Origin of the sequence: Rhizobium sp. ZPR4 (genome assembly GCF_040215725.1) — a bacterium.
In the GTDB taxonomy this organism is placed as follows: domain Bacteria; phylum Pseudomonadota; class Alphaproteobacteria; order Rhizobiales; family Rhizobiaceae; genus Rhizobium; species Rhizobium rhizogenes_D.
Map to the genome: position 1 here is coordinate 1,029,157 of NZ_CP157969.1, position 16,998 is coordinate 1,046,154.

At 59.0% G+C, this 16,998-nt stretch carries 11 protein-coding genes; 4 read left to right on the plus strand and 7 right to left on the minus strand.

Features of this window, described 5'->3' with window-relative positions; translation table 11 throughout:
* Nucleotides 1-6: 6 nt before the first annotated feature.
* From ABOK31_RS32410 to ABOK31_RS32435, 6 genes are all read right to left on the minus strand, one after another.
* Complete coding sequence (locus ABOK31_RS32410) at nt 7-537, minus strand: tail fiber protein (protein ID WP_349961795.1); 531 nt, start codon at nt 535-537, stop codon at nt 7-9.
* 36 nt (nt 538-573) lie between these two features.
* Nucleotides 574-1,104 (minus strand): tail fiber protein, encoded by a 531-nt coding sequence (locus tag ABOK31_RS32415; RefSeq protein ID WP_349961797.1) that lies wholly within the window; start codon nt 1,102-1,104, stop codon nt 574-576.
* 702 nt (nt 1,105-1,806) lie between these two features.
* Nucleotides 1,807-7,140, minus strand: coding sequence for a putative Ig domain-containing protein (locus ABOK31_RS32420; protein ID WP_349961798.1), 5,334 nt, complete (start codon nt 7,138-7,140; stop codon nt 1,807-1,809).
* Nucleotides 7,141-7,606: 466 nt separating this feature from the next.
* The gene (locus ABOK31_RS32425; protein ID WP_349961799.1) at nt 7,607-9,505 is read right to left on the minus strand and encodes a TIM barrel protein; all 1,899 of its coding nucleotides are present in this window, start codon (nt 9,503-9,505) and stop codon (nt 7,607-7,609) included.
* Nucleotides 9,506-9,529: 24 nt separating this feature from the next.
* On the minus strand, nt 9,530-10,408 hold the full coding sequence (locus ABOK31_RS32430; RefSeq protein WP_349961800.1) for an isocitrate lyase/PEP mutase family protein: 879 nt from the start codon (nt 10,406-10,408) through the stop codon (nt 9,530-9,532).
* Nucleotides 10,409-10,421: 13 nt separating this feature from the next.
* On the minus strand, nt 10,422-11,189 hold the full coding sequence (locus ABOK31_RS32435) for an SDR family NAD(P)-dependent oxidoreductase (RefSeq protein ID WP_349961801.1): 768 nt from the start codon (nt 11,187-11,189) through the stop codon (nt 10,422-10,424).
* Between the two features lie 175 nt (nt 11,190-11,364).
* Between ABOK31_RS32435 and ABOK31_RS32440 the strand changes: the two genes are divergently transcribed.
* Nucleotides 11,365-12,672, plus strand: coding sequence for an MFS transporter (locus ABOK31_RS32440; RefSeq protein ID WP_349961803.1), 1,308 nt, complete (start codon nt 11,365-11,367; stop codon nt 12,670-12,672).
* 65 nt (nt 12,673-12,737) lie between these two features.
* Nucleotides 12,738-13,463: a GntR family transcriptional regulator gene (locus ABOK31_RS32445; protein WP_349961805.1), complete on the plus strand. Its 726-nt coding sequence runs from the start codon at nt 12,738-12,740 to the stop codon at nt 13,461-13,463.
* Between the two features lie 52 nt (nt 13,464-13,515).
* Here ABOK31_RS32445 and ABOK31_RS32450 read toward each other — a convergent pair whose 3' ends face one another.
* Nucleotides 13,516-14,415, minus strand: coding sequence for a LysR family transcriptional regulator (locus ABOK31_RS32450; protein WP_349961806.1), 900 nt, complete (start codon nt 14,413-14,415; stop codon nt 13,516-13,518).
* Nucleotides 14,416-14,528: 113 nt separating this feature from the next.
* Between ABOK31_RS32450 and ABOK31_RS32455 the strand changes: the two genes are divergently transcribed.
* The gene (locus tag ABOK31_RS32455) at nt 14,529-15,839 is read left to right on the plus strand and encodes an MFS transporter (RefSeq protein ID WP_349961808.1); all 1,311 of its coding nucleotides are present in this window, start codon (nt 14,529-14,531) and stop codon (nt 15,837-15,839) included.
* A gap of 2 nt (nt 15,840-15,841) precedes the next feature.
* Complete coding sequence (locus ABOK31_RS32460) at nt 15,842-16,972, plus strand: mandelate racemase/muconate lactonizing enzyme family protein (RefSeq protein ID WP_349961810.1); 1,131 nt, start codon at nt 15,842-15,844, stop codon at nt 16,970-16,972.
* The last annotated feature ends 26 nt before the right edge of the window (nt 16,973-16,998 follow it).

The following is a 16,998-nucleotide window of genomic DNA, read 5'->3' on the forward strand; positions in this document are numbered from 1 at the left end:
CGCGGTTCATCTCGATGAAGGAAAGATACCCGTCCATGCGATGCAATACTGCACTGTCAGTGTCGGCATCGTATTGTCATGCATGACCGTCGACCCGGTTGTCTGCGTCGCAGTTTGTGATGTTGTGATCGGAGTGGCTCCGCTTATGTCCGTCGCATACATCGTATCTCCGCTAAGTGAGGCGAGTTCGACCGATGAGCTTATGGATGTGGCGTTGGCTTCACCCGTGGTCGCATTATACGGATGCGTGTGCGATGGCATTTGCGTAGGCAGAAGCGTTATGTTTTCGCTGCCGCTGGATTGACCGATCACATAGGCCGACAGGCCCGGTCCGGTACCCTGATGTATCGGTACGCGTCCGGAAAGATTGGGGGTCGCAAATGTGGTTATGCCATCGCCGCCATATGTCGTGCCGATAAGCATGAACAATTCGTCATATAGGGAAATAGGCTGCAGGGAATTGTCGCAGGGCAGCCATCCGCTCGGCACTCGGGAGAAGCCAAAAAGCCGGATTTCTCCGAGAAAGGGAGTGCTCATCGTCGATCCTCCGAACAATGGGTTGATAAGGCGTAATCAGCTGCTGGAGGGAAAAACTCCCGACAGCGCAATGCAATAACTTATCACGTCGTAAGGCTGCATATTGTCATGCGGCTGGCCATTGCCCGCCGGCGTTACAGTCTGGTTCGCCAGCACGACCTGACCGCCGCTGGACGCGCCGTAGATATCGGCGCTATTGGTTCCATAAAGGGCATTGCCGGGGTTGCGTACGGTGCCGTTGCTGGTGGTTCCAGTTGCCAGATGAATGTGCTGAGGTAATTGCTGTTCAAGCAAGGTCACACTTTCAACGCCACCAGTTTCACCAATCTCGTAAGGCGTAGGCTGCCACGCGGGATCGCGGGAGGATCCAAATCCGACAGGCGTACGGCTCTGCAGATTGGGCAAGGCAAAAGTCGTCACTCCATCACCGCCGTAATGCGTGCCCAAGAGGGAAAACAAGGCCTGATTCTGGCTGACGTTCAGGAGCTGACCGTCACACAGAGCAAAGCCTCTGGGCGCAAACGGAAACCCTGTGAGCATGATCTGGCCGAGAAAATATTCTGACATACCATACCTCTGAATATTCCAATGATATCAAATGCCATCATCATTCAATCATGGCGATAAATGCAAGAACAAATTAGACCATCTAAGGTGTAAAAGTTTTGATCGGAATTTCAATTTTTTAATACTTCGAGTTGTGTATCAGATGAAGACATGCCGAAACGTCGTTTGGCAAATAGCTACCGCGCATTAAGTATAGAGCCGCAGATATTCCCAAGCCCTGGATGTAATCGGGTTGTAAAAAGGCGGGTGACTGCGTGATCCCGCAGATCTTTTGACCATCCACTTCTCGGGATGACGTTTTCGATCGGCCTGGTTTGAACGCTTGCTCCAAGCGATACTCGATTATGCTCAAACAGGCGGTTCCCCAAATGGGCTTCCACGTGCCGGCTCCCTGCACGATGTAACTGGCGAAGGAAGACAGGGTGAGCCGCCGTGATTGAATCGGCAGAAAAATGCTATCCGGTCGATAACAATGCGCCGTACTTGCCGATTTAAGCACGGGGTCAACGTTCGATACCGTCTTTCAAGGCGGAAAGAGGGACGTTCTACCACCGGCAAATGACTGCGAGTGCAGGCGTTTGCTTACGTTGGGCTCAAACGAACATGACCAGCCGCAATCGGGTAACCTGACGCAGCACGACGAGCCTATTCAAGAAGAAGCCGTCGGGAATGATCGGTCCGGACCGGGATTTGAGGCATCGCTTAAAACTTCTTGGCTGCAGCGACCTTGGCACCGACGGATTTCTGCCCGTCACCCTCGATGTTGAAGAGCAGGCTTGTATCGAGCATCCAGAAGTTCATGGTCTGCAGCTGCAATCCGGCTGTAACGGCACCGAAAGCGCCGGCGCCGTCGAGGCCAGAGAAGCCACCGGTGAGGCCGAGCTTCGGTGTTAGTTTGCTACCGCTCTCCAGCACGAAGGAGCGCGCGATCTCAGCACCCAGGCTGACACGGAACTGGTCCTCGTTGAAGCCGTCGATGGCGATAGCGTCACCGGAGCTATTCTTGACGGTATAGTCGTCGACCTTTTCCGAGAAGTAGATCGCACGCAGTTTTGGCGAGATCGTCGTGTCCTCGTCAAGGTTCCATTGACCTTCGATCGAAGTGTCGGCCATCCAGCGTGTCGTCTTGAAATTGCCGTCCCAGAACTGGGTGTTGATCGTGTTGCTGGACCCGCCATAGCGCAGGCTGCCGTTCCAGAACACGCCCTTGCCGATCTCCAGTGAGGCATAGGGTCCCGCAAGCCAGCCATTGCCTGTCAGCTCGGCGTCCTCATCGGTCGGATCCGTCATGCGGTCATAATGGAAGGACAGGCCGATCAGCGCATGGTCGGAGATCAGATAATCCGCCCCCATGTTGATCATGGCAAAGCTGCCCCACTTGCTGGTGCTGTCGTTCTTGTTCTTGTCGTCATGAGCGAGGAATGCGCCGCCGATCCAGACGTTGAAGGGCGCGGAAGCAGCATCGGCATCGCCGCCGGCCGCCCGCATCTGCGCCAGGCTGGTGGAAAAGCCGAGCGTCATGCCCTCTTCGGACGGCATCATGCGTGCGGTGATCGGATCGGTCGCCTTCTGCATCTGCCGGCGCTGCAGGAGCCCCGGCACCTCGATGGTATTTGCGATCATGTTCTGCCGGGACCGCACGAAATCATGCACGAGATTATCGATATCCTCGGCCACCTTGCCGGCATCATAGCTGACATTATAGGTGATCGTTGCCGTATTGGAGGTTCCGAGCGCGCTGACGAGCTTGTAGCCGACGCGTATCTGGCCGGAATAGGCTGGGTTCAGCGTATAGTGCAGATACCAGCCAACCGGAGCCGCGGCAGGTCCCGCCTGCGCCAGCTGTCCCTGGATGATCGTCGCGGTGCCGGCATTGGCAGGCTCCACAAACGCGAGGACCCCGGAGGTGAACGGGCCGCCGGTCGCGCCACGATTGAGGTAGACGTCGGGAGGCGTCGATCCTGCCGGCACGTTGACGACCATGTCAAGAACGGTGACGGATTGGGTCCTCACCTTCAACGTATAGGAGGCTGTTCCCGTCGCGCCGTTGCCGTCGCGAACTTGGACGGTGAAGCTGTAGTCGCCTTGCGTGCCGGTCGCCAGCGGGCCGGTCAACTGACCGGTCGAGATATTGAGCACCAAGCCGTTCGGTAGACTGCCCGAGGCAAGACTGTAGATCTTCGTACCGGTTCCGCCGGTTGCCGAGATCTGCTGGCTGTAGGCCTCGCCCGCCATGGCATCGGTCAGCGCTCCGCCGGCTGGCGAGAAGACGAAGGTGGTCGGCGGCGGTGCAATCGCGATCGTATAGGCGGCAGACGTCGTGGCGCCGTTGGCGTCGGTGGCTGTGACGGAGAAACTGTAATTGCCTGAGGTCGTCGGTGTGCCGGTGATTGCGCCCGTCGAGTGGTTGAGTGCAAGCCCGGGCGGCAGCGTACCCGTGGCGCTGTAGCCGTAGGGGCTGGTTCCGCCCGAAGCGGTGACTGTCTGGCTATAGGCGGTGCTGACCATGCCAGCCGGCAGGGCACCGCTCGCCGGCGAGAATGACAGTGTCGGTGGCGTGATGGTGATGCTCACCGTCGCTGGCGGCGAGGCGCCGGAGGCGTTGGTTGCGGTATAGGTGAAACTGTCTGAACCGCTATAGCCTGATGCCGGCGTATAGGTAATGGATGTTCCCGATGCGATCGCCGTCCCATGGCTGGCTCCGGTTGCGATCGCGACCGAGGCCGCCACACCGCCCGTGATGTTGAGCGTGATCGCATTGTTTGATGAGTTGGCGGCAACGGATGACGCAACGTTGCCGGCGACCGGTGGTTGGACGCCGACCGTGAGCGTATAGGCTCTGGAAGCGGTGAAGGGGCCAGAGCCGCCCGAGCTATCGGTTGCCATGACGGTGAAGTTGAATGTGCCGGATGCTGTCGGCGTACCGGAGAGGATGCCGGCCGAGGAAAATGCTACGCCCGGCGGAAGGGCGCCGGCCGACAGGCTAAAGGTGTGCGGGCTGGTACCACCCGCAGCCGTGATCGTCTGGCTATAGGCAGCGGCCACGGTCGCGGCGGGAAGCGTTGTCGGCGCGATCGTGATTGTCGGCGCGCCGATGGTGATGCTGTAGGCCTGTGAGCCTGTAAACGAGAGGCTGTCCTTTGCGGTGACGGTGAAGTTGAAGGTGCCGCCTGTGCTTGGTGTCCCTGAGAGTACACCGGCGGAGGAAAGCGCCACACCCACCGGTAGGGTGCCTGCCGTTAGCGAATAGGTGTAGCCACCGGTACCGCCCGAGGCTGTGAGGGTCTGACTATAGGCGGTTCCGGCTGTACCCGCCGGTAAGGTAGCCGGCGCAATCGTGATCGTCGGCGCGCCGATAGTGATGCTGTAGGCCTGTGAGCCGGAAAAGGTGAGACTATCGGTTGCTTTGACGGTGAAGTTGAAGGTGCCGCCTGCGGTCGGTGTGCCCGAGAGCACGCCACCTGAGGAAAGCGCCACACCCGCCGGCAGGGTACCCGTCGTTAGTGAATAGGTGTAGCCGCCGGTACCGCCCGAGGCCGTAAGCGTCTGACTATAGGCGGTCCCGGCTGTACCTGCCGGCAAGGTAGCCGGCGTGATCGTGATTGTCGGCGCGCCGATAGTGATGCTGTAGGCCTGTGAGCCGGAAAATGTGAGACTATCGGTTGCTTTGACGGTGAAGTTGAAGGTGCCGCCTGCGGTCGGTGTGCCTGAGAGTACGCCACCTGAGGAAAGCGCCACACCAGGGGGAAGGCTGCCAGTCGTCAGGCTGTAGCTATAGCCGCCAGCGCCGCCCGAGGCCGTAAGCGTCTGGTTATAGGCGGTTCCGGCTGTACCCGCTGGCAACGTTGCCGGTGCGATCGTGATCGTCGGTGTGCCGATGGTGATGCTATAGGCTTGGGAACCGGTAAATGCGTGACTGTCGGTTGCAGTGAGGGTGAAGTTGAAGGTGCCGCCTGTGGTCGGTATGCCTGAGAGCACGCCGCCTGAGGAAAGCGCCACACCAGGGGGAAGGTTGCCAGTCGTCAGGCTGTAGCTATAACCGCCGATGCCGCCGGAGGCCGCAAGCGTCTGGCTATAGGCGGTTCCGGCTGTACCCGCTGGCAATGTTGACGGTGTAATACTGATCGTCGGTGCCGAGATGGTCAGTGTGTAGGCCCGCGAGCCCGTAAAGGGGCCGGTGCCTGTGGAACTGTCCGTCGCAGTGATAGTGAAATTAAAGGTCCCGGCAGCGGTCGGTGTTCCGGAAAGCACGCCGCTCGAGGAGAGCGCTATGCCCGCCGGAAGGAACCCGGAAGTCAGACTATAATTATAGGAGCCGGTACCGCCCGAGGCTGTGATGGTCTGACTATAGGCTGCCTCCGCCGTCCCGGAAGGCAAAGAAGACGGGCTAACTGCGATCGTCGGCGCAGAAACGCTCAAACTGTAAGCCCTCGAACCGGTGAACGGCCCGGTCCCGGTCGAACTATCTGTTGCCGTGATGGTGAAGTTGAACGTGCCTCCTGCTGTCGGCGTGCCGGAAAGAGCACCTCCGGATGAGAGGGTCAAGCCGGCAGGAAGAGTACCCGCGGTGACCGCAAAGCTATAGGAGCTGGTGCCGCCCGATGCTGTGACGGTTTGGCTGTAGGCCGCCGCCACGGTCGCTGCTGGAAGCGTCGTCGGTGCAACCGCGATCGTCGGGGCCGCAATGGTCAGGCTGTAGACCCTGGAGGCGGAGAATGGTGCACCGGTCCCGGTCGAGCTATCCGTTGCGGTGACGGTGAAGCTGAACGTGCCTCCCGCCGTCGGCGTACCGGAAAGAGCACCTCCCGATGATAGCGTCAAACCGGCAGGAAGGGAGCCGCCGGTGACCGCAAAGCTATAGGAGCTGGTGCCACCCGATGCTGTGATGGTCTCGCTGTAGGCGGTTCCGACCACGCCCGCCGATAAGGAAGATGGGCTCACCGAGATCGTCGGCGCGGCAATCGTTATGCTGTAGGCATTTGAACTGGTGAATGGCCCTGTACCCGTCGAGCTGTCGGTTACGGTGATGCTAAAGTTGTATGTGCCCGCCCCTGTGGGCGTGCCGGTAATCGCGCCGGTCGACGACGACAGGCTCAAACCGCTCGGAAGAGAACCTGCGGTGATTGCGTAGGTGTAGGGGCTACTGCCGCCGGTGGCGCTGACGGCCTGGCTATAGGCGGTCGCAATAGCGCCAAATGCCAGCGTCGACGGGCTGAGCGTGATCGTGGGCGTGCCGACGGTTATCGTCACCGTGGCCGGCGTGGAAGTCCCGCCAGCATTCGTCGCGGTATAGGTGAAACTATCCGGACCGGCATAGCTTGCATTGGGCGTATAGGTGATGGAGGTGCCGCTGGCCGTCGCAGTTCCGTGGGACGCCTGGGTCCCGATGGCCACCGATGATGCCGTTCCCCCGGAGAGGTTCAGGGCAATCGAATTTGAACTGCTGCCATAGCTCACCGTTGCGCTGACCGGACCGGCAACGGGTGCCGGTACGGTAGACGCAATTGCGATATTGACGGTGAAGGAACTCGCGCCCGCATCCACCAAGGTGAAGGTGTCGCTGGTGGCTCCATCGCCGTTGTTCGTGTAGATGAACGTCCCGGCGGCGGCGTTGTAGCGGCTTATCGAGCCATGCTGCGGAGAGACTACGCCTGGATCGTTAATGGGATTAAGACCAGCGCCGTTGCACTCAGTGCCGATGGTGACGTTAAGCGACCCGCCAGATGCCATCGGACTTGTCGACGGTGTCGTATGTGAGTCGGGGAAGTTGAAGACGGTGCAAGCGGCGTAGGCCACGCTGGGAACTGCCAGCGATAAACCAACGCAAAAGAGAGCAACGAGCAGTACCACCCTGAGCAGCAGCATATAGGCGCTCGCGCCGGCAGCCACTGCCCTTGCGGTTATTTCAAAGACCTGCTCCGCCTTCGGCATGGCACCGCGCTGGCGGATTTCAATCTGGCCACTTTGCGAAATGCAGCTATCATCCCTAGACCGGGATTTTCCTCTGGAAAGTCCGAGCTGTTCGTCGCCTGTCATTTGCCCAACCCAAAGACCGAACACACTCTGCTATGAAAAGCAGGAAGTTGCTCCCATGCTTGCCCGTCTGCATTGTAACTGCAGTCCATCTACTCAATCACAGTAGTATCGGAAGCAATATGAAAGGCAATTTTCAATTGCCGAAAAACGCGATGGTTGGTTCATTTGGAATCAATTATTCAATCAAATGTTGTAGATCGGCAACATTGCTCATTCCGTCTGTTTGCTTGGCATCCAAGGCCCGCGGCAAGGGAAGCCGGTGACAAGCCATGTTCCATGGCTGTCGGTCGGAAGCGAAGACACAGTTGATCGAACGGCAGGTCGTAAAATGGTTGGCAACCGCCTTGAAGTCATCAATTGAGACAACAGCGGCGTAAGCGGGCTGACGGCGCTTTCGTGACAAACACCCGATGTTCGCGGAGACATTTCGTTTCGTCGATCCGAGAACCTCAAGACGTGTCGAAATTTACTCCTTCGGAACGCCTTCAGGTCTCAGAGTCTTCTTAAGCGCCGCAATGCGGAATATGGCGTTAGGGGCGCCATAGCCAGTATAGCCGCGCCGCTGGACGATCTCGAAGAAGAAACCTTCACCGAAAGTGTCGCTGTAGAGTTGGAAATAGTCGCCCTGATCGTCACGGTCGTAGAGGATATTGTTGGCTTTCAGCCGCTCGGTGAGTTCCGGATCAAGCCCGAAGCGGGCCTCGACGTCGCCGTAATAGTTCGGCGAGATGGAAAGCGGCCTGAAGCCATTCCTGAAAAGGCCCTCGGCCGTGGCAAAGATGTCATCGGTCTGGAAGGCCAGGTGCTGCACGCCCGACCCGAATTTTTCCGCGATGAAGTGACCGGCTAGCGTGCGGCGATTTTCGGCGCCGTTGAGCGTAATCCGCAACGCACCGTCAGCGCTCTCCACCACTTGGCTGCGCACGACACCGGCCGGATCGATGATGTCGACCATCGGTGTCTTCCGCATCTCGAAAATCGATGTGTAGAACAGGAGCCAGGTCAGCATCTCGTCATATGCCACCGTTTGGGCGACATGGTCGACACGCTTGAGGTGCACGGGTGCGGCCGGGCGGTCCCCGGCATCCTCGTCAACGGGCACAAAGTCGATTTCTGAGAAGCGGCCGAGATCGCTTTCGTTATCTATCAGATAGATCAGGCCGCCACCAACGCCACGGATTGCTGGTATTTTCACTTCGCCATCCGCGACCGGTTGCTCGAACGGCTCGGCATCAAGCGCGATCGCTCGGGCGAGTGCAGCGGCGGCGTCATCCACTGCAAGTGCCACTGCGTAAGCCGTCGTACCGTGTACTGCGAACGAGGCATTGGCGAAGCCCTTGTCCTCGGTGTTGACGATAAGCCTGATGCCGCCTTGGCTAAAAAGGCTGACTTTTTTGGTCTTGTGCCGGGCGGTCTTGCGGAAGCCTAGGGTTTTGAGGATATTCCTGAGATCGGCGGCATCCTTCTCGTCGGCGGAAAATTCCACGAAGCCGACACTCTTGACTTTCGCCCTGTCCGGCATGGCCGGAACCGACAAGGTCCTGACATTCGAGGATCGATATACCTGGTCTCCGAGGTAAATTAACGAGCGATGGCCGTCCGTGGCGATCGAGCGCGCGGAGCCGCCACGGAACTGGTCGTTGAAGATCTCCAGCGAAAAATAACCGTCATAGCCGGTCTCGGCGATCGCGGAGGTGAACGCCGTCACGGGGAGGTCGCCTTCACCCGGCATATTGCGGAAGTGGCGCGACCAATAGAGCAGGTCCATGTCGATCGACGGCGCGTCGGCGAGCTGGACGATGAAGATCTTCTCCTTCGGAATGGAGCGGATCGAGTTGATGTCGATCCTGCGCGACAGGGTGTGAAAGCTGTCGAGGATCAGGCCGATATTGGGATGGTCAGCGCGCCGCACGACTTCCCAGGCATCGCGGTGGTCATTGATGTGGCGCCCCCAGGCAAGTGCCTCATAACCAACACGCAGGCCGCGCTTCGCTGCGCGCTCGCCAAGCTCGCGAAAGTCGTCCGCCGCCCGATCGATCCCGCCCAACGACACCGGCGAGACGTTGGAACAGACGAGGACAAGATCGGTGCCGAGTTCCTGCATGACGTCGAACTTGCGTTCGGCGCGATCGAAGGTGCGACTGCGATGCGTGGCCGGCATCCCCTCGAAATCGCGAAACGGCTGGAACAGCGTGATTTCCAGCCCGACGTCCCTGACCATCCGGCCGACATCTGCCGGAGATCCATCGAATGCCAGAAAATCATTTTCGAAGATCTCCACGCCATCAAATCCGGCGCGTGCAATCGCCTCGAGCTTCTCCGGCAACTCCCCGCTGATGGATACCGTGGCGATGGACGTTTTCATGGCGTTACCCTCTAAGGATAGGTCCTATTTTTGTTCCGGCCAGCCGAAGCGATCGTCGAGCGCGTCATAAGCGGCAAGTCCAGTTACCGCGCTGAATTCCGCATAGCTGACCATCGCATCAGCACGGCTCCTTGGGGTTCCCTCGGATTTGATGATCCCGAGCGTGTCGCGCACGGCTTTAACGGCGGAAAACAGGGCTGAAAGGGCATAAAAGGCGATATTGAAGCCCATGTCCTCAAGGTCTCCTGCCGTCAGCGCCGTGGTTTCGTTGCCGTCGACGATACTGACCACTTTGGGGCCGACGACCCCTTTCGAGACTGCCTCGACCTCGGCGATCTTCTTGATGCCGTCAACGAAAACCAGATCGGCCCCGGCATCCTGGTAGAGCCTTGCCCGCCGGATCGCTTCGCCAATACCCTCGCTCTGGATCGCATCGGTTCTGGCAATCAGCATCATCGGATTGTTGCCACGCGCTTCGACAGTACAGCGCAGGCGGCGGACATTCTCGTCGGCCGGAATCACGCGTACTCCGGCGCGTTGGCCGCAGCGCTTGGGCAACTGCTGATCTTCGAGATGGATCGCAGCAACGCCAGACTGAATATATTCCTCGACGGTGCGAACAATATTGGCTGGCCCGCCATAGCCAGTATCCGCATCGGCGATGACCGGAATGTTGACGGCACGAACCATATCGCGTGCATGGGTCGTCATTTCCGTTTGGGTCAAAAGACCAATGTCGGGAAGGCCGAGGCGAGATGCCGTCGCACCGAACCCGGTCATGTAGATCGCCGGAAAGCCCGCCATCTCGACGAGCCGGGCGGTCAGCGCGTCCGGGGCTCCGGGCGCCTGGAGCAGGCGGCCGGACGAAATATCGGCACGAAGTCTTTCAGCTGCGTTCTTCATCGCTATCTCCTGATCAACGGCCGCCCGATACGTCGACGACGATTCCGGTGATATAGGAAGCCTCATGAGACATGAGCCAGACGGCGGCGTCCGCCACCTCTGACGCGGTTCCCAGGCGCTTCAATGGAATGATGCTTGCCATCGCCTCGATATTGGCGGGGTCGGCAAAGACGTCCTTCTGGATTTCCGTGTTGATGACGCCTGGTGCGAGTGCGTTGACGCGGATCTTTGGCGCAAGTTCTTTGGCGAGGGCGACGGTGAAGGATGCGATCGCCCCCTTTGTCGTCGCATAGGCTATATTGCCGACCATGCCCCCGGTGCGGGCTGCAATGGACGAGAGATTGACCACGGAACGGTCTTCGCGACCGGATGAGGCTCGGATGAAGGCGCTCGATACGTAGAATGCGCTCTTGAGATTGACCGCAAGAACCCGGTCGAGTTCCAGCTCGTTCATGTCTTCGGCGGTCATGCGCTGACCGATTATGCCGGCATTGTTCAGGAGATGGTCTACTCCGCTGAAGGATGCGACGAGTTCATCCATCGCGCCGTCGACGCTCTGTCGATCGGCAACATCGACGACCTTGGTCAGGACCCGATCGCCGTGCTGGGCGCGGCATTCGGCCAGGCGTTCGGCATTGATGTCCCACACTGCGATCCGCGCTCCGAGCCCGACAAGCTTGTCGGTGACGGCTCGGCCGATACCCGATGCTCCGCCGGTTACCAAGACAACGCGATCTTCGAAGTAGCCGGAGCTCGATCTGCCCGAATGAGACTGCTGCACGTAATCCTCCCGCCGCTGATGGCGTCATGTTGCGTTCGACGCGAAGAAAGACCGGTACGAAAGGAATGTCAACTAGGGTTCTAGTTTTTGTATCCCACTTGTGCATTCCAACCGGCTGGTCTATTGAACCGGAAAGATGTCGCGGAGGGTGGCATTGATTTTCAGGAGGAACACAATGGCGGATGCCATCCGCGCCGACGGCGCTCATCTCGACAGCAGTCTTCGTGACCGAACGATCCGCAAGCTCAATCTGCGCATCGTGTTGTTCTGCTTCGTCTGTTTCATCGTAAACTATCTCGACCGCGTGAATATCGGTTTTGCGGCGCTTCACATGAACAGCGATATCGGTCTCACGCCCTATATGTTCGGTCTCGGCGCCGGCATCTTCTTCATCGGCTACCTCGCCTTCGAAATCCCCAGCAATATGATCCTTCACAAGGTCGGGCCGCGCATCTGGATCGCGCGCATCATGGTGAGCTGGGGCTTGGTCTCCTGTGCCATGGCCTTCGTGCAGGGACCGACGTCATTCTACATTCTGCGCTTTTTGCTCGGTGTGGCCGAAGCCGGTTTTGCGCCAGGCGTGCTGCTCTATCTGACCTACTGGTTTCCCGCCAAGGAACGCGGTCGGGCAACCGCGCTCTTCATGACCGCGACTGTTCTGTCGATTGTCGTCGGCGCGCCGATCTCCGGCTGGCTGATCGATGCCGGCGAAGGCCTGTTCGGTTTGCATGGCTGGCAGGCCATGTTCATTCTCGAGGGTCTGCCGGCAATGCTCCTCGGCATCGTCACCTTTTTCTATCTGATCGATTCGCCATCCAAGGATACGAAGTGGTTGTTGCCCGACGAGCGTGCTTGGCTGCTGGCTCAGCTCGCAGACGATCAGAAGAACGTCAAGGCGGATACCCGCCACAGCCTGCGCGAGATCTTCAGCGACTTCCGCGTCTGGCTGTTGACACTGGTCTATATGTTCAACGGCATTGCGGTTTACGGCGTCATCATGTGGTTGCCGCAGATCGTCAAGACGTTCGGGTTGACCACGGTCCAGGCCGGCTTCGTCTCGGCAATCCCGTTCATCTTTGCGGCCGCCGGCCTCGTCGTGATATCGCGCAGCTCCGACCGCACCGGCGAGCGTAAAGTTCATACGGCAATCTCCGGACTCTTCGGAGGGCTGTTTCTGGCGGCAAGCGCCCTCGTTCCGAACCCCTATGCCGGTCTTGCGCTTCTCTGCCTCTGCGCTTTCTTCCTGTGGTCCTACCTCGGCGTGTTCTGGACCCTGCCGACCCAATTCCTGACGGGCGCGGCTGCGGCTGGTGGTCTTGCGGCGATCAACGGCTTTGCCCAGATCGGTGGCTTTGCTGGCCCCTATATCGTCGGCTGGGTCAAGACCTCGACCGATAGCTTCTCGCTCTCTCTACTGACGCTTGCGGTCTTTCCAATCCTCGCCTTCTTTCTCTGCATGAGCTTGAAAGCAAAGCGCGACTAGACCAAACTTCCGGCAGCGTCCGGATGGACGCTGCCGGATTCGTTTCAAGGAGTGCGTGAGCGGGTATGTCCAAGCCAACGGTGAAACCTCGCAAGAGCCTCGTCCCGACGATTGCCGACAAGATACGCGCGGCGATCGTCGATGCGGAGTTCGAGTTTGGCGAAAATCTTTCCGAGGATACGCTTGCCTCGGCTTTCGAGGTGAGCCGAACGCCGGTGCGCGAGGCGCTCAACCTGCTGCAGATGGAGGGTTTGGTCAGCATCGTTCCCAAGTCCGGCACCTATGTCTTCACACCGACACTCGAGGATATTGCCGAGCTCTGTGACTATCGCATCGGCCTGGAGCAGCAGGCCGTGGCTCTCACGCCGGCAAGCTCCATTCCCGAGACGGTTTTGGAATTGAAACGTCAGCTTTCGGTGATGGACGCCGCGGTCGCAACAGGGGACATGCAGGCTTATGGCCGCGCCGATACCGCTTTTCATCTGGCCTTCTTCCAGCATTGCGGCAATCGCTATCTGAGGACCGCATACGACCTTATTCTCGGCCGCGTCGCATCGTTACGCACACATCTTGCGATGAAGGCCGAAGGCGAACCGGATCGCTCCTATGGCGATCATCGTTATATGATTGCTCTTCTTTCGGAGGGACGTCGCGATGAGCTTACCACGGTGCTGACGGCCCATATTCTCCGCACCAAGGATAATTATCTCGACGCCTTTCAGCGGCTACCCGCCAATAACGGCGGCAGTCGCACGGCGCGACTGAGGCGTCGTCTGGCTTTGGCGGGATAGCGCCGAAAACTGGAATCTGCTTTTGACGAAACCGGCAGAAGATTGCGGATGATCAATCTGTAGAAAGATATCCGATCTCTCGCAGGACGCGTTCGGTCGTCCGTTCGAAAGCGAATATCTTGGCATCGACGATGTCTGCTCGAAACCCGATGAAGAGCCTTCCGTTCTCGATATCCGGTGTGCAGGAGAGGGATTGGACCGTTCCGGCCGCCACATAGCGCCGGGCCATGGACGCCGGCAGAATGCCGGCACCGAGGGCTGCGGCAACGAGCTCGCCAATGACCGCGACGCTGTTGCAAATGATGATGCGCTCCGGTTTCAAGCCCTCGAGTGCAAACCAATGCGTCACCTGCCGGTACATTGCGGATGGGGGCGGGTTCGAAATGATCGGCCTGTCGGCCAGAACCTTCGGTGTGATCTCGCCCGGCAGGTGCCATGCTCTCGGAGCGACCCATTGTGTCGGCTGCGGTCCGAGCGGCCGCAGATCGAGCTTCTCGTCACCCAGCGGATTCAACAGCACCGCCACATCCAGCCGGTTGTCGATCAGCATCCCCTCCAGGAGGGTGCTGGTCGTGACCGTCCACTCGGGCTCCAATGCGGGATGATCTTCGGACAATCCGGCAAGCAACGGCGCAAGGCAGGTGACGGCGAAACCTTCTGCAAGCCCCACGCGCAGCTGGCCGACAACCTTCGGATCGAACTCTCGCTCCTTGATGCCACGCATCTCGGCCATGATGGTTGCCGCGCGTGGCAACAGATCGCGCCCCTGCGCCGTGATTTCCAGTCCGCGGCTTCCCCTGTGAAACAAGTCGCTCGCGAGCGTCGTGCTCAACTCCTTGAGTCTCAGGGAAACCGTCGGTTGGGCAACGTGAAGCTGGTCCGCCGCCTTCTGGACTGAACCCAGCTGGGCTGTCCAATAGAAGGCCTCGATCTGGGCAAAGGTGATCCGCATTATTTAAAAAACCTATATTGGAAGCTCAGAAGAACAAATTTGATCAGTAAAATCAATGATCCTATAGAAATATCTCAACGGCATGTGAATGGCCGATGGGGAGGAACAAGATCATGACTGAGCGTTCGGACATCATACTCAAAGTAAGGAAGAGGATCATTCCGATCCTGTTGCTATGCTATTTTGCAGCCTTTCTCGACCGCGTGAATATCGGCTTTGCGGCGCTGACCATGAACGCCGATCTCGGCTTCAGCGCATCCGCTTTCGGTTTTGGCGCGGGAATATTCTTCCTCGGTTATGTCTTATGCGAGCTGCCGAGCAACCTCATGCTTGCAAAGGTCGGAGCGCGGCTTTGGATTGCGCGCATATTGATCACATGGGGCGTTTTTTCGGCGCTCACCGCATTCGTCTGGTCGCCCGCCAGCTTCTATGTGGTCCGGGTGCTTCTCGGTGCCGCGGAAGCAGGTTTCTTTCCGGGCATCATCTTCTACATTACGCTTTGGTTTCCAAGAGCATATCGCGGCTCGACCTTCGCCCTCTTCAATGTCGCCGTTCCCTTGGCCTCGGTGATCGGCGCGCCCCTGTCAGGATTGATTTTGCAAGAGTTCGACGGCGTGGCAGGCCTGCACGGCTGGCAGTGGATGTTCCTCATCGAGGGATTGCCCGCATTCATCATGGGCTTCGTGGTCCTTTTTGCCCTGCCGGAATCACCTGAAACGGCGCAGTTCCTCACCCGCGATGAACGGGGCTGGCTTGTCGACACCTTGCGAAGCGATCGGCAGATGCAGGAAGCGTCCGGACGTTTTTCCGCCTTGCAGGCACTCGTCGATCCCAAGGTATTGTTGATGTGTCTGATTGCCGTCGGGCTGGTCATGGGCACAACAGGCATTGCCATCTGGATGCCGCAGTTCATCAAGCAATTTGGCCTTTCCAATCTGCAGACCAGCTTTGTCGCTGCTATTCCATCTGCCTTCATGGCAGTTGCAATGATCGTGGTGGGCCGGAGTTCGGACCGCAGGCGTGAGCGCGTCTGGCATACTGCCGGCCCGTTTATCGCAAGCGCTCTCGGATTTCTGATCGCTGCCTTCTCGAGCAATCCGATTGTTTCGGTGGCGGGCTTGACTCTGGGCGCGGCTGGAATTGGCGGCGCGTCGCCGACCATCTGGACATTCCCGTCGACGCTGCTGACGGGCACGGCGGCAGCCGCCGGGATCGCCCTCATCAATTCGGTCGGCAGTACCGGCGGCTTCTTCGGGCCTTCGATTATCGGCTGGGTTCGTGACGCGACGGGTGGCTTCCAGGGAGCACTCATATTTCTGGCAATCGTCATGGCAGTGACCGCCAGTCTGATCCTCATTCTCGGTAGAAGCATGCGAGAGCTCCTTTCCCCGCTCGGTCGGGACGAGGCTCCGACAAAGGCATAATCATGAAGATCGACGAAATACGCCTTTATCATTTGGCTGCCATGTTGCCGGAGCCAATCGGCAACGCGCTGGTCTCCTTTCCGAAGCGGGAAACCTTGCTGGTGGAGGTCGTGGCCGGTGACCTGGCGGGCTGGGGGGAGGCGTGGCTCTCACCCAGAACCGCGGCTGCCGCCATCGAATTCCAGCTGGCGGCACGGATACTCGGGCAGGATCCCTCCCACATATTGTCCGTGTGGCGGAATTTACGCCAGGCTGTCGAAGGAGAAACCGCCGCACCTGCCATCGCCGCTCTGGATATGGCGTTGCACGATTTGACCGCACGCGCCTACAAGATACCGGTGTCCACGCTTATCGGCGGTGCCAGGCGTCAACAGGTGACAGCCTATGCAAGCGGGCCTTTTTTCAAGCCTGGCGGACATCCTTACCGCGACTTTGAGCGGGAGATCGATGGATATCTGGAGGCGGGCTTTCGGGCCGTCAAGCTGAGAAGCGGATACAGGGTTGAAGACGATGCCAAGACGGTCCTTGCCGTTCGACGGCAAATCGGCGCTGATCGCGATCTGATGGTCGACTTCAATCAATCCTGCTCGGTCCGGCGCGCCATGCGAACCGCCGATCTCATGAAAGATGCCGATCTGCTGTGGATCGAAGAGCCGACTAAGCCGACGGATGCCGCCGGTTATCGCGCTTTCGCTGCTCATGCCGCAACCGCACTTGCCGGCGGAGAGACATTCACCAATGCGTCGGCATTCCTCCCGTTCCTGACGGGCGGATGCCTGGATATCCTGCAACCCGATATCGCGATCTGCGGTGGGCTGACCGGGGTCTCGCAGGTAGGCGTACTCGCCGACCTTTACGATCGACCGCTCATACCGCATGTCTGGGGAAGCATCGTCAATTTTCATGCCGCCCTGCACTTCGCCTCGACACTGCCGGAACATAGAGGCGGTGGGCAAGCGCATTTTCCCTATCTGGAATTCGATGTCGGTCCCAATCCCTTACTCGAGCTGGTGCAAAGACCTGTCCTGAATGCCGATGGAACGATCAGCGTGCCGGACCTGCCAGGCCTCGGCGTGAACCTGAAGGCTGAAGACTTGCAACGCTATACCGCCGAATTCAGGAGGATCGCCTGATCGGACACTGCATGTCCGGTTTACTC

Excerpts from the sequence above, each read along its gene's own strand:
- ABOK31_RS32410 (WP_349961795.1), bottom strand. The coding sequence starts at position 537 with ATGAGCACTCCCTTTCTCGGAGAAATCCGGCTTTTTGGCTTCTCCCGA.
- ABOK31_RS32415 (WP_349961797.1), bottom strand. The coding sequence starts at position 1,104 with ATGTCAGAATATTTTCTCGGCCAGATCATGCTCACAGGGTTTCCGTTT.
- ABOK31_RS32420 (WP_349961798.1), bottom strand. The coding sequence starts at position 7,140 with ATGACAGGCGACGAACAGCTCGGACTTTCCAGAGGAAAATCCCGGTCT.
- ABOK31_RS32425 (WP_349961799.1), bottom strand. The coding sequence starts at position 9,505 with ATGAAAACGTCCATCGCCACGGTATCCATCAGCGGGGAGTTGCCGGAG.
- ABOK31_RS32430 (WP_349961800.1), bottom strand. The coding sequence starts at position 10,408 with ATGAAGAACGCAGCTGAAAGACTTCGTGCCGATATTTCGTCCGGCCGC.
- ABOK31_RS32440 (WP_349961803.1), top strand. The coding sequence starts at position 11,365 with ATGGCGGATGCCATCCGCGCCGACGGCGCTCATCTCGACAGCAGTCTT.
- ABOK31_RS32445 (WP_349961805.1), top strand. The coding sequence starts at position 12,738 with ATGTCCAAGCCAACGGTGAAACCTCGCAAGAGCCTCGTCCCGACGATT.
- ABOK31_RS32450 (WP_349961806.1), bottom strand. The coding sequence starts at position 14,415 with ATGCGGATCACCTTTGCCCAGATCGAGGCCTTCTATTGGACAGCCCAG.
- ABOK31_RS32455 (WP_349961808.1), top strand. The coding sequence starts at position 14,529 with ATGACTGAGCGTTCGGACATCATACTCAAAGTAAGGAAGAGGATCATT.
- ABOK31_RS32460 (WP_349961810.1), top strand. The coding sequence starts at position 15,842 with ATGAAGATCGACGAAATACGCCTTTATCATTTGGCTGCCATGTTGCCG.